Raw genomic sequence first — 18,917 nt, forward strand, 5'->3', positions numbered from 1 at the left:
GCACCAAGCAAAAACGACGTCCTCCGGACGGGCACCCCGCCCCATTTTCCCGGCCCCGGGGTGAGGCCGAAAGGCCTCGGGATGACTGGCTACCGTGAAAGAGGTTTCGCGTTCGCGATCCGTACGGCGGAGGAGGGTGAGCGGTGGCCCGGGGCAAGGACATTGACGGCTCGATGAGCGTTCCGACCTTCTACGGCAAGGAGTTGCGGTGGAAGAGGGAGGCGGCGGGACTGTCGTTGGATGCGTTCCTCGAAGGCAGCTTCTACGGGAAGACGTACCTGAGTGACATCGAGCACGGGGAGCGGAGGATGCCGATCGATCTGGCGCGGCATGCGGATCGTGTGCTGGGGACGGACGGGTTCTTCGAGCGGAACTGTGAGTCGGTGCGGAAAGCCCGCAGGGTGGGGCACGCCGAGTACTTCGAGAAGGTTCTCGAAGCGGAGAAGCATGCCGCGACGATCGAGGAGTGGTGCCCGACACTGCTCCCGGGGCTGCTACAGACTCCTGCGTATGCGCGCGCTGTGATTCTGGCCGGGCTCCCGCTGTCCCTCGACGCGGAGGTGGAGGAGAAGGTCAGTGCCCGAATGGCGCGGGCCGATCTCTTCGAGGTGAACCATCGCACCCCGGAGTACTGGGTGATCCTGCACGAGTCGCTGATCACCGATTCGATCCTGTCGCCCCCAGAGATGGCTGAACAGCTCGATCGAATCGTGAGGTTGGCGGAACGCCGTCGGATCACTCCGCAGATCATTCAGCGGAGGCGAGGGGTGTATCCCCTGATGGCTGCCTCCGTCATGACCATGACCTTCCCGGAGGCCCCGCCGCTGATCTACACCGAGGCGTCCTACAGCGGAGGCACGATCGATGATCCGGCCCTCGTCCAGGAGTACCGCAAGGCATACGATCGGCTCAGGGCCGTCGCACTTGCACCAGACACGTCCCTCGCCATGATCAAGGCTGCGGCAGAGGATTATCGAAATGGCAAGCAACCGGATCGACTTGAGTGACGCTCAATGGCTCAGGAGCAGCTACAGCAATGAAAGCGGCGGAAACTGCGTCGAGGTAGCTTGCAATCTCCCCCACCTCATCCCCATCCGAGACTCCAAGCTCCCCCACGGCCCCACCCTCCTCCTCACCCCCACCGCCTGGTCCCCCTTCCTCGCATCACTGCGCTGAGAGAGCGAACACGGTCCTCCCTCCATGACGGCACCCGAACCCGCCACCACGGTCGAATACATCCGCTACCGCATTCCCGAGGAACGCTCCGCCGAGTTCCTCGCCGCCTACACCCGCGCCGCGGTCCACCTCGCGGCCTCCCCGCACTGCGTGGACTACGAACTGGCCCGCTGCGAGGAGGACTTCGAGCACTTCATCCTGCGGATCACCTGGACGTCCACCGAGGACCACCTCCAGGGGTTCCGGAAGTCGGACCTGTTTCCCGCCTTCCTCGCCGAGATCCGGCCGTACGTCGCGGCCATAGAGGAAATGCGGCACTACAAGGTCACGGCGGTACGCGGAGAGGGTGCGGCTCCGCCGTATCAGGGAGAGGGCGACGACGCCTGAGAGCCCGCCCGTGTCGCGTCCGTCCCCCACGCCGCCAGCAGGCGCAGCGCCTCCGCCGAGGCGGAGCCGGGGTCCGCGTGGTAGGTCACCAGCGTCTGGTCGCCGTCGTCCGCGAGCTTGAGGCCCTCGAAGTTGAGGAAGAGCTCGCCGACGAGCGGGTGCCGCAGATGCTTCACGCCGTGGCTCTTCTCCTTCACGTCGTGGGTCGCCCACAGACGGCGGAACTCCTCGCTCTTGACGGAGAGTTCACCGACGAGGGCGGACAGGCGCGGGTCGTCGGGATAGCAGCCGGCGTTCATGCGCAGCGCGCAGACGACGTCGATCGCCTTCTGCTCCCAGTCCACGAACAGCTCCCGGTACTCCGGCTTGAGGAACACCATCCGCGCCCAGTTCCGCTCGGCCGGCGGCAGCTCGGCCCAGTCGCCGAAGACCGCGGCCGCCATCCGGTTCCAGGCGAGGATCTCGGCCCGCCGCCCGGCGACGTACGCGGGTACGCCGTCCATCGCGTCGAGCAGCTGCTGGAGCGCGACCCGCACCTGCTGCGGGCGCGCGGTCTGCTTCTTCTTGTGCTTCGGCTTCGCGAGGTGGGTGAGGTGGGCGTGCTCGGCGTCGGTCAGGCGCAGGGCCCGCGCGATGGAGTCGAGGACCTCCGCCGAGACGTTCCGCCCGTTGCCCTGTTCCAGGCGGGTGTAGTACGCCACCGAGACCCCGGCCAGCTGCGCCAGCTCCTCGCGCCGCAGCCCGGGTACGCGGCGGTGGCGGCCGAAGTCCGGCAGTCCCACGTCCTCCGGCTTGAGCCGGGCCCGCCGGGTGCGCAGGAACTCGCTCAGCTCGGCACGCCGGTCCAGGGGCGCGCCGGACGGCTCGGGGAGGTCGGGCAGGGAGTCCATACATCCAGTATTCACGGTCGTACGACTGCGATCCTGACCCCGCCAGTAGTAGGCACGCCAGACGTACGCAAAGGCGTGACCTGGGTGGATCCCCGTGGCTCCGGCAGGCTGGACGCCGTACCGGCCGGAAAGCAGGCCGGGACGACAATCCCCCCGCTAGGAGATCCCCGGCATGACCACCGTTGCCGCGTACGCCGTACCCGCCGCCAAGGCTCCGCTGGAGCGCACGACGATCGAGCGCCGTCCGGTCGGCGAGTTCGACGTCCTGATCGACATCAAGTTCGCCGGCATCTGCCACTCCGACATCCACCAGGCCCGTGAGGGCTGGGGCGAGGCCATCTTCCCGATGGTCCCGGGCCACGAGATCGCGGGCATCGTCGCCGAGGTCGGCCCCGGTGTCACCAAGTACGCCGTCGGCGACCGGGTCGGCGTCGGCTGTCTCGTCGACTCCTGCCGCGAGTGCGACAACTGCAAGGCCGACCTGGAGCAGTACTGCACCGGCGGCGCCGTCGGCACGTACAACGCGGTCGGCAAGGACGGCGAGCCCACCTACGGCGGCTACGCCCAGAAGATCGTCGTCGACGAGAACTTCGCCGTCCGCATCCCCGACGGCCTCGCCCTCGACGTCGCGGCGCCCCTGCTGTGCGCGGGCATCACGACGTACTCCCCGCTCAAGCGCTGGAACGCCGGCCCCGGCAAGAAGGTCGCGGTCCTCGGTATGGGCGGCCTCGGCCACATGGCCGTCAAGATCGCGCACGCGCTCGGCGCCGAGGTGACCGTGCTGTCGCAGTCGCTGCGCAAGAAGGACGACGGCCTGAAGCTGGGCGCCGACCACTACTACGCCACCAGCGACGAGCAGACCTTCCAGGACCTGCGCGGCACCTTCGACCTGATCCTCTCCACGGTCTCGGCCCCGCTGGACTTCAACGCCTACCTCTCGCTGCTGAGGCCCGAGGGCGCGCTGGTGAACGTGGGCGCCCCCGAGGAGCCGATCTCCCTCAACCTGTTCTCGGTGATCGGCGGCGGCAAGACCCTCGCCGGTTCCGCGATCGGGGGCATCGCGCAGACCCAGGAGATGCTGGACTTCTGCGCGGAGCACGGCTTCGGCGCCGAGATCGAGGTCATCGCCGCGGAGGAGATCAATGACGCGTACGAGCGCGTGCTGACGAGCGATGTGCGGTACCGGTTCGTGATCGACACGGCGACCATCTGACGGTCGTACGCTCGTACGGTCGTATGAGAGGGGCTCCGGGCGTACCAGCCCGGGGCCCTTCGCTTGCCGCCCGGTGTCAGCGGAGGCAGTCGAGCGCTTCGAATGCCTCCGGGTGGAACACCGACCACACGATCATGGCCTGGAGGACGAGCAGCAGGACCGCGGCCGGCAGCACCATCCCCGCCATCTGCACCGGCCCGCGCGGGCGGCGCGGCAGCAGCAGCCGCCGCGCGGCGAACGCCACGGACGCGAGGGTGGCGAGCAGCCCGGCGCAGGCCGCCGCGTACATTGGCCAGGTGTGCGGCAGCGTACGGCAGGCGTCCAGCTCGGCGGCGGCGTGCCGGTCCTCGAACACATTGAAGCCGTACGCCATCAGCACCCCGACGGCGAGCAGTACGACGGAGGCGGAGGCGATCCGCCATCCCTCGTCGGCGGCGTCGGGCCCGGTGACAGGGCCGGTGTCCAGGTCCGTGAGCGTGTCGGTACTCATGCCCCTCATGATGCGCACCGCCCCCGATCAGGTTCCCTCCCTGCTCGGTCCCTGCTCGGTCCCTGCTCGGTCAGGCGTTGCGCAGCCCCTTGAGCCCGTCGTAGACGGACATCACGACCTCCAGTCCGCGGCTGTCCTGCGCCGGTTCGCGCATCTGGTTCGTCACGTACGCCACCGTCATCCGAGACTCGGGCTCGATCATCACCAGCGAGCCGCCCCAGCCGCCCCAGCCGAACGTGCCGCCGAACAGTCCGTAGCCCAGCCCCCAGCGCATCGACCGGCCCAGCACCCGGTCCTCGCCGTCGAACTGCTCCTCCTCCGCACGGGCACAGCCCGCCGGCGACAGCAGCCGTACGCCGCCGACCGTGCCCCCGCAGGCCAGCACCGACTGGACGAGGGCGACCGAACGGGCGTTGCCGAAGCCGCTCGCGGCCGGGATCTGCGCCCGGCGCCAGGCCACGCCGTTCCCGTCCCGGACCCGCAGGGGGGTCCCGCCGGTGCCCTCGGGGGCGTCCGGCGCGCTCGCGGCGTAGTCCTCGTCCTGCCCCGGCGGCGGCACCGTGAGCGCCACCCGTCCGTCGTGCTCGGCGCCCAGGCCCAGGTGGAAGTCGGCGCCCAGCGGCCCGGCGATCTCGTCGGCGAAGAAGGCGCCCGGAGTGCGGCCGCTGATCCGTCGTACGACCTCGCCCACGAGGAAACCCTGGGTGAGTGAGTGGTACCCGGCCGCGCTGCCCGGCTCCCAGTCGGTCGGTCGCGCGGCGAGCCGGGCCGTGGCGGCCGGCCAGTCGTAGATCTCCGCCACCGGACCGTCCCACTCCGGCAGCCCCGCCGTGTGCGAGAGCAGGTGCCGTACCAGCACGCCCTCCTTGCCCGCCGCGGCGAACTCGGGCCAGTACCGGGCGACCGGCGCGTCCAGGTCCAGCTCACCCCGGTCGGCGAGCACCAGCGCGCACAGCGCGGTCATCGTCTTGGTGACGGAGTAGACGTTGACGAGCGTGTCGCGCTGCCACGGCACCGTCCGCTCCGCGTCGGCGAACCCGCCCCAGACGTCGACCACCGCCTCGCCGTCCACGAACACGGCCACCGAGCCGCCGACGTCCCCGCCGTCCAGCAACGCGGCGAGTGCGGTGGGCACCGCCGAGAACAGATCGTCGTACGAGCCGTGGATGTCAGCCGTGTCAGCCATAGGGGTATTAGCCCGCGCCGACGGGTGGCAGGGCAACCGAATTCCTGGGCTACGTAGATCTACTGACGTCAGGGGTCACCGGGGCCCGATACCGTCCCGAGGAGTTGGCGTACGGACGACGAGGGGGGAACGTATGTTCGGCTGCCTGGGTATCGCGCTGTTCCTGGTCATCATCGGCGAGTTCCTCGTCATGCCGGTCTGGATGTACGACCTGATGGCGGTCCAGACACCCCCGCAGCGGCTCGACTTCGGCGAGATGACCCTGCTGATCCTCGCCTCCCTCCTCACGGCCACCGTCATCGCCTGGTCCGCGGGCCGCCGCAGGCCCGGCCGGCTCCCGGCGGCCCTCGCCCTGGGGCTGCTGCTCCTCGGAATCTGTCTCGCGGAGGCGCTGTGGCTGCGGCAGCGGATGGACACCGGCAACTGGAGCCTGGAGGCCGGCGTCGAGAGCCTCGCGGCGGGTGCGACGGCCTTCGCCTTCCGGCGGCTGCTGCGCCGCTGGGAGCGGGGCAGACCCCTGCCGGGCGAGGTGTGGCTGGCGATGGTGCCGTTCCGTGAGCGGGAGGAGACGGCCCGTCACTACTGTGTGGTCGTCGGCCGCGGACCGGCCCACGCGAAGGTCCTGCAGATCACCTCGCAGAACAAGGACGACCGCGACGACCACGTCCGCATCCCGGGTGACGGCTGGGCCTTCAACTCCTCCAAGGGCGCCCACTGGGTGGAGATCGGCGTGCCCCCGCGCCGGGTGCCGTACCGCGACTTCCTCAAGACCACCCCGCAGGGCCCGTGCCCCCGCCCCGCCTGGCACCGGATCCGCCGGTCGAGGCGCGGGACGGGTGGGTGGCTCCTTACCCTCGTAAGGGACACATTCCCTCGGACCGTGCCGAAACGGTCCCGGAGGTGACGGCCATGCGCGTCTCGCTGATCCAGCTGTCCGTGGACTCGTCGGACGGGTCGGACTCCGCCGACGAGCGGCGCCGCCGGGCGGCTTCGCTGGTCCGCGACCGGGCGGGCGACGACCTGGTGGTGCTGCCGGAGCTGTGGGCGGCCGGAGCCTGGTCGTACGACCGCTGGGACCAGGAAGCCGAAGGCGTCGACGGCCCCACCGCCGAGGCCATGTCCGCGGCGGCCCGGCAGGCCGGGGTGTGGCTCCACGCCGGTTCGATCGTCGAGCGGGACGGGGACGGGACCCTGTACAACACCGCGCTCCTCTTCGACCGCTCCGGTGACCTGCGCGGCCGGTACCGCAAGATCCACCGGTACGGCTTCGACACCGGCGAGGCGATGCTGATGGGCGGCGGCGACGACATCGTGACGGTACCCACCGAGCTGGGAGTGATCGGCCTGGCCACCTGCTACGACCTGCGCTTCCCCGAACTCTTCCGTGGCCTGCTCGACGCGGGCGCGGAACTGATCACGGTACCCGCCGCCTGGCCCGCGACCCGCCTCACCCACTGGCAGCTCCTGACCCGCACCAGGGCCCTGGAGGAGCAGGTCTTCCTCCTGGCGTGCTGCGCCACGGGCACCCACGGCGACATGCGCCAACTGGGCCACAGCATGATCATCGACCCCTGGGGGACGGTCCTGGCCGAGGCGGGCACCACGGAGGAGACGGTGACCGCGGACCTGACCCTCTCCGAACTCACCCGCATCCGCTCCGAACTGCCCGTCCTGCGCGACCGGGTGCTGGCGATCGGGGCGCCGGTACGGCGGTGAGGCGCGGGTGCGGGGCGGGGCCGGGCCCGGACGGAATCGTGAGGTCCCCCCGCGCGTTGACGACAGTGGTCAGGGAATGCCGGTGATGTACGAGCCGGACAGCCCGAGTGACCGAGCGACCGAGGTACCGAGCTGAACGACATTGGAGGGGCCGTAATGGCTGCGCAGACGCAGAGGGCCGTGCTGGCGGGCGGATGCTTCTGGGGGATGGAGGAGCTGATCCGCCGGCTCCCCGGCGTGACGGCGACCCGGGTCGGCTACACCGGGGGTGACGTGCCGAACGCGACGTACCGTAACCACGGCACGCACGCGGAGGCCATCGAGATCCTCTACGACCCCGAGCAGACCGACTACCGCGCGATCCTGGAGTTCTTCTTCCAGATCCACGACCCGAGCACCAAGAACCGCCAGGGCAACGACATCGGCCTCAGCTACCGCTCGGCGATCTACTACGTGGACGACGAGCAGAAGCGGGTCGCCGAGGACACGATCGCGGACGTGGACGCCTCCGGCCTGTGGCCCGGCAAGGTCGTCACGGAGGTGGAGCCGGTCGGCCCGTTCTGGCAGGCCGAGCCGGAGCACCAGGACTACCTCCAGCGCTACCCCGACGGCTACACCTGCCACTTCCCCCGCCCGGGCTGGCGCCTGCCGACCCGCACGGAGGGCTGACGGCGGGACGACCCCTGGCAGCGGAGCCTCACCGGGACCCGGCGCGCGGGCCGGGTCCCGGTGAGGCTCGGTGTACCACTGCGGAATCATTCGGTGGGGAGATGGCCCACCGCGAGGACCGGGCCCGTCAGCCGATCGAGTCCATGAAGCCCAGCATCCGGCGGTTGACCTCGTCCGCGTGGTCGATCTGCGGTCCGTGACCGGTGTTCGAGACGATCTCGGCCCGGGCGCCCGGTATCAGCCGCGGAACACGCTCCACCTGCCGCATGGGATGGACAAGAAGGCTTCGCTTGCCGAGCACCAGATAGAGCGGGGTGCGGATGGTGGACAGTTCCTCGTCGGACAGCGGCAGCGGAGCCGGGCGGCGAATGCGGTAGGCGCGGACGCCCGCTCTGATCATCGCGCGCAGCTGCGGCACGACGAGGACCGGTTGCTCCAGCCAGGCCGCCAGTCGAGGACGCAGCGCCGTGGGCGCGAAGGTCGCGAAGAGACTGACGAAGATCCAGACGAAGAAACGCAGGCCGACCTTCTCGAGGCCGCCCGGGTCGAGCAGGGTGACCGAGGCGAGGCGTGCGGGCCTGCGGTGTGCCTGATTGAGGGCGAGCCATCCTCCGTACGAGGAACCGACCAGGTGGACACGGTCGAGGCCGAGTCCGGCGAGTGTCTCGTCCAGCCACTGGGCGGCACGTTCGGGCTGGTGAAGGGGTTCACGCTGATCACTGCGGCCGGGGTCGCCCGGTGTGTCGATCGCGTAGACGGTGCGCTCGGCGCTGAGCGCCGGAGTGTTCGGGTACCACATCGCGGAGCAACTGCCGGCGCCGTGCACCAGTACCACCGGGGTGCGGGAGGCGTCGGCCGGGTCGCCCGGGCCGTACCGGTAGACGTGCGTCGTCCCGAAGCTGGTCTCCACGTCCTCCTGCGCGACAGCCGGCGCACCCATCGCGTAGACGGCGTCGCACGCGGAGAGGTAACGCTCACGAAGGGCGTCGCTCACATACCGCCCTACGTCGGGTCGCGCGCGTTCGCGGGTCGTGGTCTCGGGCAAGGAAGGCCACCTCCAGAGGCAACAACTCGATCGTGGTACGACCGTACCATAAAATTGGTACAGCTGTATCATGAAAACGGCCGAGCAGCAGGCGTAGACGGACGAGAGGCGCGACCGATGCCGAAGCGCGTGGACCACGCACAACGACGAACCGAGATCGCCGAGGCGCTCGTCAGGGTCGCGGGGCGGCGCGGGCTGCACGCCGTGGGGATGCGCGACGTGGCGGCGGAGGCCGGTGTGTCACTGCGGCTGGTCCAGTACTACTTCGAGACCAAGGAAAAGCTGCTGCTCTTCGGGCTGCACCATCTGACGGAAAGGTTCGGAGAGCGGGTCGCCGCGCGGGTCCGAGCCGCCGGGAGCGGTCCGGGCCCACGCGCCGTGATCGAGGCGCTTCTGATGGCGGCCCTGCCGACCGACGACGAGAGCCGTACGTTCCACTTCCTCTACACCTCGTACGCCGTCCTGGCCGTGACCGACGAGGCCCTCGCCGCCCAGCCCTTCATCGCGAACCCGGATGCCGCCGAGGGCACCCTCACCGAGCTCCTCCGGCAGGCGGAAGAGGCCGGTCTCACCGGGCCCGGAATCGATGCGAGAGCCGAAGCGGTCAGCCTGCTCGCCATGTCGGCCGGACTCGGCACCAGCATCCTGGTCGGCCAGCGCAGCCCGGAGTCCGCAACCGCGATCCTGGATCTTCACCTGAACCGGATCTTCCAGGTCGATTGACAGCTCTCGTGCGCTGACGGGGTCTGCGAACGCGGCAGGGTGACCCAGGTGCCTGCATGCCGCCTGCCGGCGACTCCGGAGAGGATCAGTTGTTGCGGATCATGGCGTTGTCGACGGTGGGTTCCGGGCGGTGGGCGGGGTGGGATCGGTGGACGGTCCGGCGCGGACGACGGCCTGGTCTCCTCGTGGACCGAACAGGTGCAGGATCTCCACGGCGCTCGTGTCCGCGGGGCCGAACCAGTGGGGCTCGGTGGTGTCGAACTCGGCCACTTCGCCGGGCCGCAACGTGAAGTCCTGCGCCCCGAGGACAAGGCGTAGCCGACCGGCGAGGACGTAGAGCCATTCGTAGCCCTCGTGGGTGACCAGTTCCGGCCGACGGGGTGCCAGTACCTGCTTGAAGACCTGCACGCGGCCCGGGTACTGCGTCAGGGGAACAAGGACGCTCCCGCGCTCCTTGTGCAGGGGCCGGAGGTGCACCCGAGGGTCACCGCTGGCCGGCGCCGCCACCAGTTGGTCGAGTGCGACGCGGTGCGCCCGTGCCAGCGGGATGAGCAGGTCCAGGGTCGGGCGCCGAATGCCCGATTCCACCCGGGACAGTGTGCTGACCGAGATCCCGGTCGTGGCCGCGAGTGCCTCGAGCGTGAGTCCCCGTTCCCGGCGCAGCCTGCGCAGCCGGGGCCCGATGCCTTCGAGGATCTGCTCCAGCTCCGCGTCCCCGGATCCTGTGTTCATGGGGCCATTTTTGCAGTGTTCGCAAAATCGATGGGCTGCGGCCGCCGCTCGGGCCGAGCCTTGCCGGGCACTGTTCCCGGAGATCAGAGGTAGACCGTGACCGCGACGACCCACCCTCTTCGACCGATGCTGAGTACGCGCAGACGCTGGACGGTACTGGCCGTCTGCTGCCTGAGCATGTTCCTGGTGGGCCTGGACACCACCATCGTCAACGTGGGTCTGCCGGCCATCGGGCACGGCCTGGACGTCGACACACGCGGTCTCGAATGGATCGTGGACGCCTACACCCTCGTCCTGGCCAGCCTCCTGGTCTCCTCCGGCGCACTGGCCGATCGATTCGGACGCCGCCGGGTGTTCCAGTGCGGCCTGGCCGTGTTCGGCACGGCCTCACTGCTCTGCGCGCTCGCCCCGTCGGCGGGCGTACTCGTCGCAGCCCGCGCCCTACAGGGCATCGGCGCCTCGATGCTCAGCCCCGTGGCGCTCGCGATCGTGGTGAACGCGATGCCGGACCCCAAGGAACGGGCGCAGGCGATCGGCATCTGGGCGTCGGTGTTCGGACTGAGCATGGCCGCCGGACCCGTCACGGGCGGCGCGCTGCTCGCGGGGCTCGACTGGCGGGCGCTGTTCTGGATCAACGCACCCGTTGTCGCGGCCGCTCTGCTGCTCAGCGCGGTGTTCGTGCCGGAGTCCCGGGCACAGCGGGCCCGGCGCCTCGACCTGCCCGGTCAACTCCTGCTGACCATGGTCCTCGCAGTCGTGGTCGGCGTCCTGATCGAGGGGCCGCGCATCGGCTGGACGTCGCCCGCGGCGCTGGCGGGATACGCAGGGGCTGCCGTGGCGACAGCCGGATTCGCGTGGGTCGGGTCCCGCCGACATGAGCCGCTGATGGATCCTCGGCTCTTCGGGCGCCCGGCGTTCAGCGGTGCCGTCGTGGGCGCGGTGGCGGTCTTCGTCGCTCTGAACATGACACTGCTGCTGAACACCCTCTACCTCCAGCACACCCGGGAATGGACGCCGCTGGCCGCCGGCGTGGCGACCTTGCCCCTGGCCGTCGGAGCGACCGTCTGCGCCCCTTGGTCCGGCCGCATGGTCGGCCGCACGGGACCGCGGCTGCCACTGCTCCTTGCCGGCGGATTCATCACGGTCGGCGGCCTCTGCCTGGTCCGGCTCACCCCGCACACGAGCGTGCTCCTGCTGCTGGCCGCGTACACGCTCATCGGCATCGGGTTCGGCTTCGCCAACGCCCCCATCACCAACACCGCGGTCAACGGACTGCCGCCCGCGCGGGCCGGCGTGGCCGGGGCGATCACCTCCACCGCACGGCAACTCGGCTCCGCCCTCGGCATCGCTCTCGCCGGCGGCCTGGTCAGCGCCAGCAGCCCGACGGGGCTCGCCCACGCGTCCCGCCCTGGCTGGATCCTGGTCGCCCTCTGTGGCGTACTGCTCCTCCCTGTCGCCCACGCATCACGGCCGAAGGAGGCGACCACGAGCCCCGCTTCCCCACCAGCGCAAGGGCCGGCGTGACTCACCGCGACGCGTTGTCCGTCGAGGGGTGCCGCCCGCCTCCTCGTCGAGCTCCCGCGGAACGTGCCCATCCATTGCTGGTGATTCCGTCAGCACGGCGGTACTGGCGGAGGATCTGCGAGCCACGGCCACCGACGCGGAGGGCGATCACCTCCACACCGGCAGGCCTTGGCCGACGTCTTCGGCCACCAGCCGAACTCGGCCCCCTTCGAGGTCGACGTCGACTATCCGCACCGATACGCCCTGACCCTCGCTGATGCTCTTCGCAAGGTCCGGGACCGGCCCGGTGAGCGGCACACGCCCTTCCACACAGTCGGCGATGCGTACGAGGAACCCGTTCGGCGTGATCTTCGTGATGTGTCCAGGGACAACCTGGCCGACACGCTCCACGAACCGGGGGAGCAGGTCCTCGTGCTCGGCCCACTCGCGAAGCGCGATGCCCACCTGGTGATTGTGCTCGGCGTGCCAGACCACCTCGCCGGCGACGCGTTGTCCCACGGTCGGCAGTTCCATGCACCGGGGCATCCTGTCGACTCTGGCCAGGCCGACGGCTTCAGGGCGACCGTCCATGGAGAGGAAGACGCCGAAGGGCTGTCTGCCGATGACCTCACCGGCGATCGGGGTGCCGACGGGCAGAGCACGAACCGTCTCGGCCCAGGCCACGTCGTCAGCGGTTGCCTGGCACCAGCCGTTCTCGGAAGGCCAGGAGTACTCGCGCATCCGCTGATCATGGCACGCGACATCTGTTACCCGGGCGAGTTGTGAGGCAGGGGCCACCGACAGGCCCGTCAGGACACAGACCGCCTGCGGGCCTGTCGCCGCAGATGCGTCTGCACATCCTCCGCCACCGGATACGGCCGCTCCTCCGGCAACAACGCGGCCGCTCGCTCCAGTTCACCCGCACGCACATGCCCGTGAACCTGCCGCGCCAGCGGCGTCACGTCATTGATGCCGACGATCCACTCGTCCGCGTACCGCTCGGTCGCCTCCCCCGCGAGGCCCAACTGCAATGACCGATACGGCAAGGGGCGCAACCGCAGATCCCGCTCCGGATCCCACTGCACCCGCGTCGGCGCCCGCCTCAACTGCCGCTTCCACCCGGCCTGGTCTGCATGCAGCTCGGGCACGAAGTGCGACAGACACGCGTGCCGCAACGCCCACTCGAAGCCCTCCCGGCTGATCTCCACGGCCAGAACGGTCTCCTGCCCCTCCTTCGTGCCCCACCCGCAGCGGTACATCATCCACAGAAAGCTGGGCTTGATCCATGTCAAGCCGTGTTCGCAGACCTCTGCCGCCGGGGACCATCAACTTCCTAGGCACGACAGCCGTCTACCGCTTTCCAGCCAGGCGTCGTAGCATCTCGATGATATTTCGGACCGTCAACTCGGCCTGCACATAGGCCTGTTGTGGAGCAGCGGCGCACGATGGGAGTGGCGATGGCGGCCCGAAACCTCTGGGACGAGATCCCGGCGACCGTGCCGAGCGCGGCGGCGGAGCGGCAGTTGGGCGCCGGTCTGTACGCCTTTCGCTCACGGACCAGTGCGGTGTCCTGGTGGGGCTCGTTCATGCTGCTCCTGGTCACCGCGCTGTGCGTGATGATGATCTTCGTCATCAGCGGTGAGAGCGAGTGGACGAACGCGATCCTCTTCATCATTCTCGGCGGGTGCACCTTCCTCGGGGCGATCGCCGTCCCTCTGGTCGCATGGTTCAGACCGGTGGAATGGTGTGCCGTCTTCGAGCATGGTGTCGTGTACCAGCACGGTGCGCAGTCCCCGATCGCCGGGGCCTGGGACGAGATCACCGGATGTCAGCGACACGCGACGGACCTCGTACGCAACGGGGTCACCATGTCCACCACCCATTCCGTGTACGTCCAGATGCCGGCCGGCAACTTCACGGTGTCGGGTGACACGCCCGACGCGCAGGAAATCGGCGCCCTGATCGCGAACGGCTGGGTCGCGACCCAGAACCGGATCGCCGAAGAGGACGCCACGGCCCGAATGGCCGAACTCGGCGCGTTGTTGCAGACCGGCGAGCGGGTGGCGTTCGGACCGTTCACGGTGAGCCTGGCCGGGCTCGAGCACGGGGGCACGGTCACGGACTGGAAGAGGATCAGCGAGGTCGAGCTGATGGGATCGACCATCTGCGTGGTGGTGAACGGTGAGCGCAAGCCGGTCCGGGTGCCGGTCTCCGACGTGCCGGACGCCGTTCTGTTCCTCACCGTGTCGGACGCCTTGCGACGGGCCTCGCGACAGACCAGGTGAGTCAGGGCTCGGCCGATGCCCCACCGTTACCCGCCAGGACCGGGCTCAGCCCCGCGGAACTGTCGCCGCAGCTGGATCAGCACGTCCTCAGCCACCGGACACGGCCGCCCGCTCCAGTCCACCCGCACACACATGACCGTGAACCTCTCGGGCCGGCGGTGTCCCACCCTCCATGCCGACGTCCCATCCGTCGGTGTGCCGCGCGGTCGCTCCCCCACCAACCCGGGCCCGCCGCGTCAGTCCCTCGAGTACGGCATTGCTGAGATGTCGCTCTATGAGACAGACGCTGCGTGGCCCGCTTGGGGGAATGCCTGCCGCCCGCAGTTGGCAACGGTCGAAAACCTGTGGCCACCTGAGCCGGCCGAGCCCACGCTGTACGCCATGGAAGAACCGCACCGCAGGATCCGCGCGCTCCACACGGCATCCACGATCACCGTCTACCAGGCGTACTCCCCTGAAATCGGAATGCCCGCCATCCGCGACGGCCGCTTTCCCGCCGCGTGGAAGCCTGACCGCATGACGTGGATTAAACCCAGCTTCCTGTGGATGATGTACCGCTCCAACTGGGGCACGAGCGCCGGGCAGGGGACCGTTCTTGCCATCGAGATCGATCGCGACGGCTTCGACTGGGCGCTGCGTCACTCCTGCCTGTCGAGTTACGTCCGCGGGCTGCATTCCGATCGCAGGACCTGGCAGCGTGACCTCAAGCGCGCACCGGCCCGCGTCCAGTGGGATCCCGAACGCGACCTGAACCTGCGTCCCTTGCCTTACCGTTCGCTGCAACTGGGGCTCTCGGGCGAGGCATCGTCGCTCTACGCGGACGAGTGGATCGTGTCCATCAGTGACGTGACCCCTCTCGCCCGCGAAATCCGTGCGCTCGTCAGTCGCGGCGAACCGGACTCCGCTGCCCAACTCCTCCCGCAGGAACAGCCGTACCCCGCCGGCGACGAACTACTGGCCCATTTGCGCCCCTGACCGGCGGTCCGGACAGGGAGGCCGGCATCTCCCAGGGGCACACGGGAGTACATGACCGCCGGGACGCATCTCGAACTGGATGATTTCCCACCGCGGGACCGCTGCTCGCCCCACCCGCGAAGCGAGCAACACATCGGCAGCTGTCACGGCCATGCCACCAACAGCATGGATGAAGTCTGTGAACGCGGTTTAATGATCCATGTCAAGCCCCGTTCACAGACCCTTTGACAATCGCCCTCGGCCGCCACCGCGCATCCGACCGTCGGAGCAGCCGACCCGCCGAGCGTTCCCGGTCCGAGCACTATTTCTCGCGCAGGCTCTCGGCCTCGGCGGCCAGCAGGGCCATGCTGTGTACGTGCGTGAAGTACCTGGTCGCGTACTCGTCGTCGATCGCTGGGAGGACCTTGTCGAACACCGCCACCAGCCGCGTGAGGTCTGCGCGGTGCCGCTCGGAGAGAGGTCCTTCGAGGACGCTCGCCGCGTAGCCATGGGCGTCCGCGTCGAGCATCACCATGTCTTGATCCTCGACGTCCAGGCCGCGAAAGCCGGGCGGGAACGGCATGGTCATGTGCATGGCGGTCATCCGCGAGAGCGCATCCAGTTTCTCTTCGAGCATGTCGGCGATCGTGCCAGGCACGCGCAGGCATACAGGTGCGGTTCGCGTGACCGGATCGGGCGTCATGGCACATCCGAACGCGCGTGGCCCCAGCCCGGTGAACCTGATGCGTTCACAGTAGTCCGGCGGCCTGCCGAAGCTTTGCCCGGCTGTCCGAGCTGATCAGGCCCTCCGGCAGCATCGCCACCACGCTCGCGTGTTGCGCGAACACGGCCCTGCACTGCTCACGCTCGGGATGATCGTTGTCGCTGCCGAACCACAGGGCCATGGCCTCGTTGCCGGAATCGATCGGCTCGGAGTAGCGGGCGACCATGACCAGACGATCCAGTAGTCCGAGCCTCTCAGGAACCTGCGGGTCGGCTACGAGACGAAGCAGAAACGGCAGGACCTCCGGCATTGCCGGATTCATCTCGGCAATGCTGAACATGGTGTTGACGAGCGCACGCTGGGCCTTGGCCGCGGCGGCCTGATCGAGAAGGCCGTACAGCAGGATTGGGACTGCAGCAGGGCACCCGGAAAACTCCGACCACCTGTCTGCCCCCGTCCTGCCTCCATGAGCCACGAGTCCGCGTCAACCGCACTCTTGCGCGACCGGAGATGCGCACGCAAGCCAGGACGGCGAACCGCCCATGTTCGACTTCCCAGGCGCCCACAGCCACTCAGCTTGACGAGTCAGACGCCTGAGGTGCCTATGCGGTCACAGCACTGGCAACCCAGATGAGGTCTGTGAACGCGGCTTGATCCACGTCATCCGTTCGCGCTTCCACGCGGTGGGGAACCGGCCCTCGCGGGCGGCGGGCACGCCGATCTCCGGACGGTAGGCCTGATAGACGGTGATCGTGGATTCCGAGTGGGCCGCACGGATCCTGCGTTGCGGTTCTTCCATGGCGTACAGCGTGGAGCCGACCGGTTTTGGCCGGCCACTGATTTTCGACCGCGGTGCGCCACGACAGGGCGCACCGCCCCGCACCGTCATGTGCCCCTTCGGGACCCTGGCCGGCAGACCAGTTGGGGCTCTCCGACCCGGCAGTTCCGCTGTCGGCAGCGCGTGGGTGGCACGTCAGCCGCGACTGCGTGGCCGCCTTCTACGACCTGCGCCTACGCGGCATCCGGCAGCCGATCCTCACCGGTCCCACAGCCGCCCATCCCGAGGCACCCCCGTCGGGCAGGACGCCTTCCGGTCCGTCCCGACCGGGTCACTCAGCTGGACCCCCGTCCCGCCGATCCCGCAGTACCCCGCCGGATTCCTGGCCAGGTACTGCTGGTGGTACCCCTCCGCCGGATAGAAGGGGTGGTCCGTCGCCGGGAGGATCTCCGTGGTGATGGGGCCGTGGCCGGAGGCAGTCAGGAGGTGTTGGTACGTGGTGCGGGAGGCGGCGGCCGTGGTGGCGTGGGCCGGGGTGTGGGTGTAGATCGCCGAGCGGTACTGGGTGCCGACGTCGTTGCCCTGGCGGAAGCCCTGGGTGGGGTCGTGGGACTCCCAGAAGGTCTTCAGGAGGCGCTCGCAGGAGAGGACGGCGGGGTCGAAGACCACGCGGACGACCTCCGTGTGGCCGGTCAGGCCGGAGCAGACCTCCTCGTACGTGGGGTTCTCGGTGTGACCGCCCTGATAGCCGACCAGGGTCGTCCGCACGCCGGCCGGGAGCTGCCAGAACTTCCGCTCCGCACCCCAGAAGCAGCCCAGGCCGAAGTCGGCGACCTCATGGCCCTCGGGGTGGGGGCCGAGCAGCGGGGTGCCGAGGACGGTGTGGCGGTCGGGGACTCGGAAGATCGGCGCCGGGCGGCCCTCCAGCGCCTGCTCGGCGGTGGGCAGGACGGGCGTACGGCCGAACAGCATGACGTGGGCTCCTCGGTGTCTTGGCTGTGTGGTGGCGGCTGCGGGGCGATGAGTGGCAGTTTCGAAAACCGTGCCACGCCGGCCGGCATTCCGGTCACCCCCTGCCGCGGCGCCCGCCGCCCCGTGTCACTGAGGAAGCGTCGCCGGACTGCCCCCGTTCGCCTCGTAACCCGCCACCGCCAGCGCCCGGTACACCGCGAACTCGCCCGCCGGGTCCGGGGAGAGCGTCCAGGGGAGGGCGCCGACATGGCCGTCGACGTGTATCAGCTGGTTCATGGCCTCGGCCCAGCGTTCGCTGCGGACGAGGAAGAAGATCAGCAGATGGCGGACGTGCGCCAGCATCGGGTCGTCGGGGCGGGCCGCGTGCACCGTGAACAGGGCGCCGTGGATCGCCTTCGTCACGACCTCGCTCTGGTAGAAGCTGCTGACCAGGTTGACCTCGGGGAGGTGCTCGAAGACCCCGAAGAGCGGCATCGCGGCGAGCAGCGAACCCTGCGGCGCGCGGGCCGCGGCCGCCTCCGTGAACGAGGTCGCCAGCTCGCGCGAGCCGTGCCACTTCTCGCACCAGTAGTGCAGGGCGGCCAGATGCGCGCCCATGTGCGCGGGGGCGCGGTCCAGGATCTTCAGCCACAGCTGCTCGAACTCGGCCTGCGAGTAGTGCAGACCGCGCGCCACCGACAGTTCGACGATGTACGGGACCGGGTCACCGGGGGAGAGCAGCGCCGCCTGGCCGCAGGCGTCCTTCGCCTCCTCCATGATGATCCGGAAGTCGTCCGTGCCCGGCGTCGACGTCCGCCAGGCCTGCTGGACCAGGAACTCGGCGTGCACCGCGGCGCCGCCCGCGTCCTTGGGCGCCTCCGTCCGCCACACCCGCAGCCACTGACCGCCCGGCGCCTCACTCACCCCGCCCGGCCGCTGCTGGAGCTCCAGCGCGGCCGCGCCCGCGAAGGCCTGCACCCGCTGCCAGCGCAGCTCGCCCGCGATCTCCGTGCCGGCCAGCAGCTGCTGTGCCGCCCGGTAGTCCTGGGTGTGCTGCACCACGTCCAGGACGTCCAGCAGGTCGTGGTCGGGGCCGGGCATGCGGATGTCCAGCTCCTCCGTGCGCACGAAGCCGTAGTCGGCCGGGTCCGCGGCGTCAGGGTGGCCCGCCGGGACCTGCTCGATCATGCCGCGCCGGCGCCGCAGGAACGGCAGCAGCACGAAGCTGATCATGATCAGAGCCATCAGGACCCAGAGAATTTCCATGTCTCAAGCGAACCAGACGCCGCCGACAATTGGCCAACCCCGGCCCGGGAGCCTGTGGAAAAACGTCTCTCCCGTCTCTCCCCGTCTCTCCCCGTCTCTCCCCGTCTCTCCCCGTCTCTTCGGGTCTCTTCGGGTCTCTTCCGGTCGGGAACGCGGGGCTGCTGCCGGACGGCCGTCCGGCAGCACACCCCCGAGCCCCCAACCCACCGAGCTCAATATAGGAAGAGCG

The 18,917-nt window shown here is 69.5% G+C and carries 20 protein-coding genes and 3 pseudogenes; 11 read left to right on the top strand and 12 right to left on the bottom strand.

Annotated features, from left to right (window positions below; translation table 11 throughout):
* The first annotated feature begins 143 nt into the window (after nt 1-143).
* The 3 genes and pseudogenes from ABZ490_RS50480 to ABZ490_RS50490 form a co-directional block, all read left to right on the top strand.
* Nucleotides 144-1,007, top strand: coding sequence for a helix-turn-helix transcriptional regulator (locus tag ABZ490_RS50480; protein WP_359007229.1), 864 nt, complete (start codon nt 144-146; stop codon nt 1,005-1,007).
* Nucleotides 979-1,176 (top strand): DUF397 domain-containing protein, encoded by a 198-nt coding sequence (locus ABZ490_RS50485; protein WP_359007232.1) that lies wholly within the window; start codon nt 979-981, stop codon nt 1,174-1,176. The genes ABZ490_RS50480 and ABZ490_RS50485 overlap by 29 nt, the downstream gene beginning before the upstream one ends.
* A gap of 24 nt (nt 1,177-1,200) precedes the next feature.
* Nucleotides 1,201-1,536, top strand: a pseudogene (locus ABZ490_RS50490) (antibiotic biosynthesis monooxygenase family protein); the annotation flags it as partial.
* Between the two features lie 2 nt (nt 1,537-1,538).
* Here ABZ490_RS50490 and ABZ490_RS50495 read toward each other — a convergent pair.
* Nucleotides 1,539-2,453: a helix-turn-helix transcriptional regulator gene (locus ABZ490_RS50495; protein WP_359007235.1), complete on the bottom strand. Its 915-nt coding sequence runs from the start codon at nt 2,451-2,453 to the stop codon at nt 1,539-1,541.
* 172 nt (nt 2,454-2,625) lie between these two features.
* On the opposite strand from ABZ490_RS50495, the gene ABZ490_RS50500 reads away from it, so the two are divergent.
* Complete coding sequence (locus tag ABZ490_RS50500) at nt 2,626-3,666, top strand: NAD(P)-dependent alcohol dehydrogenase (RefSeq protein ID WP_359007237.1); 1,041 nt, start codon at nt 2,626-2,628, stop codon at nt 3,664-3,666.
* Between the two features lie 76 nt (nt 3,667-3,742).
* Here the strand turns inward: ABZ490_RS50500 and ABZ490_RS50505 are convergent, their stop codons facing one another.
* On the bottom strand, nt 3,743-4,156 hold the full coding sequence (locus ABZ490_RS50505; protein WP_359007240.1) for a hypothetical protein: 414 nt from the start codon (nt 4,154-4,156) through the stop codon (nt 3,743-3,745).
* 70 nt (nt 4,157-4,226) lie between these two features.
* Nucleotides 4,227-5,342, bottom strand: a complete 1,116-nt coding sequence (locus ABZ490_RS50510) for a serine hydrolase domain-containing protein (protein WP_359007243.1) — start codon at nt 5,340-5,342, stop codon at nt 4,227-4,229.
* A gap of 133 nt (nt 5,343-5,475) precedes the next feature.
* Here ABZ490_RS50510 and ABZ490_RS50515 point away from each other — a divergent pair, with 133 nt between their 5' ends.
* From ABZ490_RS50515 to msrA (ABZ490_RS50525), 3 genes are all read left to right on the top strand, one after another.
* Nucleotides 5,476-6,246 (top strand): hypothetical protein, encoded by a 771-nt coding sequence (locus ABZ490_RS50515; protein WP_359007245.1) that lies wholly within the window; start codon nt 5,476-5,478, stop codon nt 6,244-6,246.
* Nucleotides 6,247-6,251: 5 nt separating this feature from the next.
* Entirely contained in the window at nt 6,252-7,058 is an 807-nt protein-coding gene (locus ABZ490_RS50520; RefSeq protein ID WP_359007248.1) for a carbon-nitrogen family hydrolase, read from the top strand.
* A gap of 156 nt (nt 7,059-7,214) precedes the next feature.
* Nucleotides 7,215-7,727, top strand: a complete 513-nt coding sequence (msrA, locus tag ABZ490_RS50525; protein ID WP_359007251.1) for a peptide-methionine (S)-S-oxide reductase MsrA — start codon at nt 7,215-7,217, stop codon at nt 7,725-7,727.
* Between the two features lie 127 nt (nt 7,728-7,854).
* On the opposite strand, the gene ABZ490_RS50530 is transcribed toward msrA (ABZ490_RS50525), so the two are convergent.
* Nucleotides 7,855-8,772, bottom strand: a complete 918-nt coding sequence (locus tag ABZ490_RS50530) for an alpha/beta fold hydrolase (protein WP_359007254.1) — start codon at nt 8,770-8,772, stop codon at nt 7,855-7,857.
* A gap of 117 nt (nt 8,773-8,889) precedes the next feature.
* Between ABZ490_RS50530 and ABZ490_RS50535 the strand changes: the two genes are divergently transcribed.
* Nucleotides 8,890-9,495 (top strand): TetR/AcrR family transcriptional regulator, encoded by a 606-nt coding sequence (locus ABZ490_RS50535; RefSeq protein WP_359007257.1) that lies wholly within the window; start codon nt 8,890-8,892, stop codon nt 9,493-9,495.
* A 99-nt stretch (nt 9,496-9,594) separates the two neighbouring features.
* Here ABZ490_RS50535 and ABZ490_RS50540 read toward each other — a convergent pair whose 3' ends face one another.
* Complete coding sequence (locus tag ABZ490_RS50540) at nt 9,595-10,227, bottom strand: helix-turn-helix domain-containing protein (RefSeq protein WP_359007260.1); 633 nt, start codon at nt 10,225-10,227, stop codon at nt 9,595-9,597.
* Between the two features lie 126 nt (nt 10,228-10,353).
* Here ABZ490_RS50540 and ABZ490_RS50545 point away from each other — a divergent pair, with 126 nt between their 5' ends.
* Complete coding sequence (locus ABZ490_RS50545) at nt 10,354-11,751, top strand: MFS transporter (RefSeq protein WP_359007263.1); 1,398 nt, start codon at nt 10,354-10,356, stop codon at nt 11,749-11,751.
* Between the two features lie 147 nt (nt 11,752-11,898).
* Here the strand turns inward: ABZ490_RS50545 and ABZ490_RS50550 are convergent, their stop codons facing one another.
* Both ABZ490_RS50550 and ABZ490_RS50555 read right to left on the bottom strand, forming a co-directional pair.
* Nucleotides 11,899-12,471, bottom strand: coding sequence for a S1 RNA-binding domain-containing protein (locus ABZ490_RS50550; protein ID WP_359007266.1), 573 nt, complete (start codon nt 12,469-12,471; stop codon nt 11,899-11,901).
* 68 nt (nt 12,472-12,539) lie between these two features.
* Nucleotides 12,540-13,022, bottom strand: a pseudogene (locus ABZ490_RS50555) (DUF4291 domain-containing protein); the annotation flags it as partial.
* Nucleotides 13,023-13,187: 165 nt separating this feature from the next.
* On the opposite strand from ABZ490_RS50555, the gene ABZ490_RS50560 reads away from it, so the two are divergent.
* Complete coding sequence (locus ABZ490_RS50560; protein WP_359007269.1) at nt 13,188-14,015, top strand: DUF6585 family protein; 828 nt, start codon at nt 13,188-13,190, stop codon at nt 14,013-14,015.
* 381 nt (nt 14,016-14,396) lie between these two features.
* Nucleotides 14,397-14,990: a DUF4291 domain-containing protein gene (locus tag ABZ490_RS50565; protein WP_359007284.1), complete on the top strand. Its 594-nt coding sequence runs from the start codon at nt 14,397-14,399 to the stop codon at nt 14,988-14,990.
* A 301-nt stretch (nt 14,991-15,291) separates the two neighbouring features.
* Here ABZ490_RS50565 and ABZ490_RS50570 read toward each other — a convergent pair whose 3' ends face one another.
* From ABZ490_RS50570 to ABZ490_RS50590, 5 genes and pseudogenes are all read right to left on the bottom strand, one after another.
* The gene (locus ABZ490_RS50570; protein WP_359007272.1) at nt 15,292-15,672 is read right to left on the bottom strand and encodes a hypothetical protein; all 381 of its coding nucleotides are present in this window, start codon (nt 15,670-15,672) and stop codon (nt 15,292-15,294) included.
* 46 nt (nt 15,673-15,718) lie between these two features.
* On the bottom strand, nt 15,719-16,033 hold the full coding sequence (locus ABZ490_RS50575) for a hypothetical protein (RefSeq protein WP_359007275.1): 315 nt from the start codon (nt 16,031-16,033) through the stop codon (nt 15,719-15,721).
* 306 nt (nt 16,034-16,339) lie between these two features.
* A pseudogene (locus tag ABZ490_RS50580) lies at nt 16,340-16,492 on the bottom strand (DUF4291 family protein); the annotation flags it as partial.
* Nucleotides 16,493-16,729: 237 nt separating this feature from the next.
* Nucleotides 16,730-17,443, bottom strand: coding sequence for a peptide-methionine (S)-S-oxide reductase MsrA (gene msrA / locus ABZ490_RS50585; protein ID WP_359007278.1), 714 nt, complete (start codon nt 17,441-17,443; stop codon nt 16,730-16,732).
* A 126-nt stretch (nt 17,444-17,569) separates the two neighbouring features.
* Nucleotides 17,570-18,688 carry a hypothetical protein gene (locus tag ABZ490_RS50590; protein WP_359007281.1) on the bottom strand — a complete coding sequence of 373 codons (1,119 nt, stop codon included), beginning with the start codon at nt 18,686-18,688 and terminating at the stop codon, nt 17,570-17,572.
* Nucleotides 18,689-18,917: the final 229 nt, after the last annotated feature.

It is taken from the genome of Streptomyces sp. NPDC005811 (genome assembly GCF_040630405.1).
Classification (GTDB): Bacteria; Actinomycetota; Actinomycetes; order Streptomycetales; family Streptomycetaceae; genus Streptomyces.

Excerpts from the sequence above, each read along its gene's own strand:
- ABZ490_RS50510 (WP_359007243.1), bottom strand. The coding sequence starts at position 5,342 with ATGGCTGACACGGCTGACATCCACGGCTCGTACGACGATCTGTTCTCG.
- msrA (WP_359007278.1), bottom strand. The coding sequence starts at position 17,443 with ATGCTGTTCGGCCGTACGCCCGTCCTGCCCACCGCCGAGCAGGCGCTG.
- ABZ490_RS50550 (WP_359007266.1), bottom strand. The coding sequence starts at position 12,471 with ATGCGCGAGTACTCCTGGCCTTCCGAGAACGGCTGGTGCCAGGCAACC.
- ABZ490_RS50515 (WP_359007245.1), top strand. The coding sequence starts at position 5,476 with ATGTTCGGCTGCCTGGGTATCGCGCTGTTCCTGGTCATCATCGGCGAG.
- ABZ490_RS50485 (WP_359007232.1), top strand. The coding sequence starts at position 979 with ATGGCAAGCAACCGGATCGACTTGAGTGACGCTCAATGGCTCAGGAGC.
- msrA (WP_359007251.1), top strand. The coding sequence starts at position 7,215 with ATGGCTGCGCAGACGCAGAGGGCCGTGCTGGCGGGCGGATGCTTCTGG.
- ABZ490_RS50520 (WP_359007248.1), top strand. The coding sequence starts at position 6,252 with ATGCGCGTCTCGCTGATCCAGCTGTCCGTGGACTCGTCGGACGGGTCG.
- ABZ490_RS50495 (WP_359007235.1), bottom strand. The coding sequence starts at position 2,453 with ATGGACTCCCTGCCCGACCTCCCCGAGCCGTCCGGCGCGCCCCTGGAC.
- ABZ490_RS50570 (WP_359007272.1), bottom strand. The coding sequence starts at position 15,672 with ATGACGCCCGATCCGGTCACGCGAACCGCACCTGTATGCCTGCGCGTG.
- ABZ490_RS50500 (WP_359007237.1), top strand. The coding sequence starts at position 2,626 with ATGACCACCGTTGCCGCGTACGCCGTACCCGCCGCCAAGGCTCCGCTG.
- ABZ490_RS50560 (WP_359007269.1), top strand. The coding sequence starts at position 13,188 with ATGGCGGCCCGAAACCTCTGGGACGAGATCCCGGCGACCGTGCCGAGC.
- ABZ490_RS50590 (WP_359007281.1), bottom strand. The coding sequence starts at position 18,688 with ATGGAAATTCTCTGGGTCCTGATGGCTCTGATCATGATCAGCTTCGTG.
- ABZ490_RS50535 (WP_359007257.1), top strand. The coding sequence starts at position 8,890 with ATGCCGAAGCGCGTGGACCACGCACAACGACGAACCGAGATCGCCGAG.
- ABZ490_RS50540 (WP_359007260.1), bottom strand. The coding sequence starts at position 10,227 with ATGAACACAGGATCCGGGGACGCGGAGCTGGAGCAGATCCTCGAAGGC.
- ABZ490_RS50565 (WP_359007284.1), top strand. The coding sequence starts at position 14,397 with ATGGAAGAACCGCACCGCAGGATCCGCGCGCTCCACACGGCATCCACG.
- ABZ490_RS50575 (WP_359007275.1), bottom strand. The coding sequence starts at position 16,033 with ATGTTCAGCATTGCCGAGATGAATCCGGCAATGCCGGAGGTCCTGCCG.
- ABZ490_RS50545 (WP_359007263.1), top strand. The coding sequence starts at position 10,354 with ATGCTGAGTACGCGCAGACGCTGGACGGTACTGGCCGTCTGCTGCCTG.
- ABZ490_RS50505 (WP_359007240.1), bottom strand. The coding sequence starts at position 4,156 with ATGAGTACCGACACGCTCACGGACCTGGACACCGGCCCTGTCACCGGG.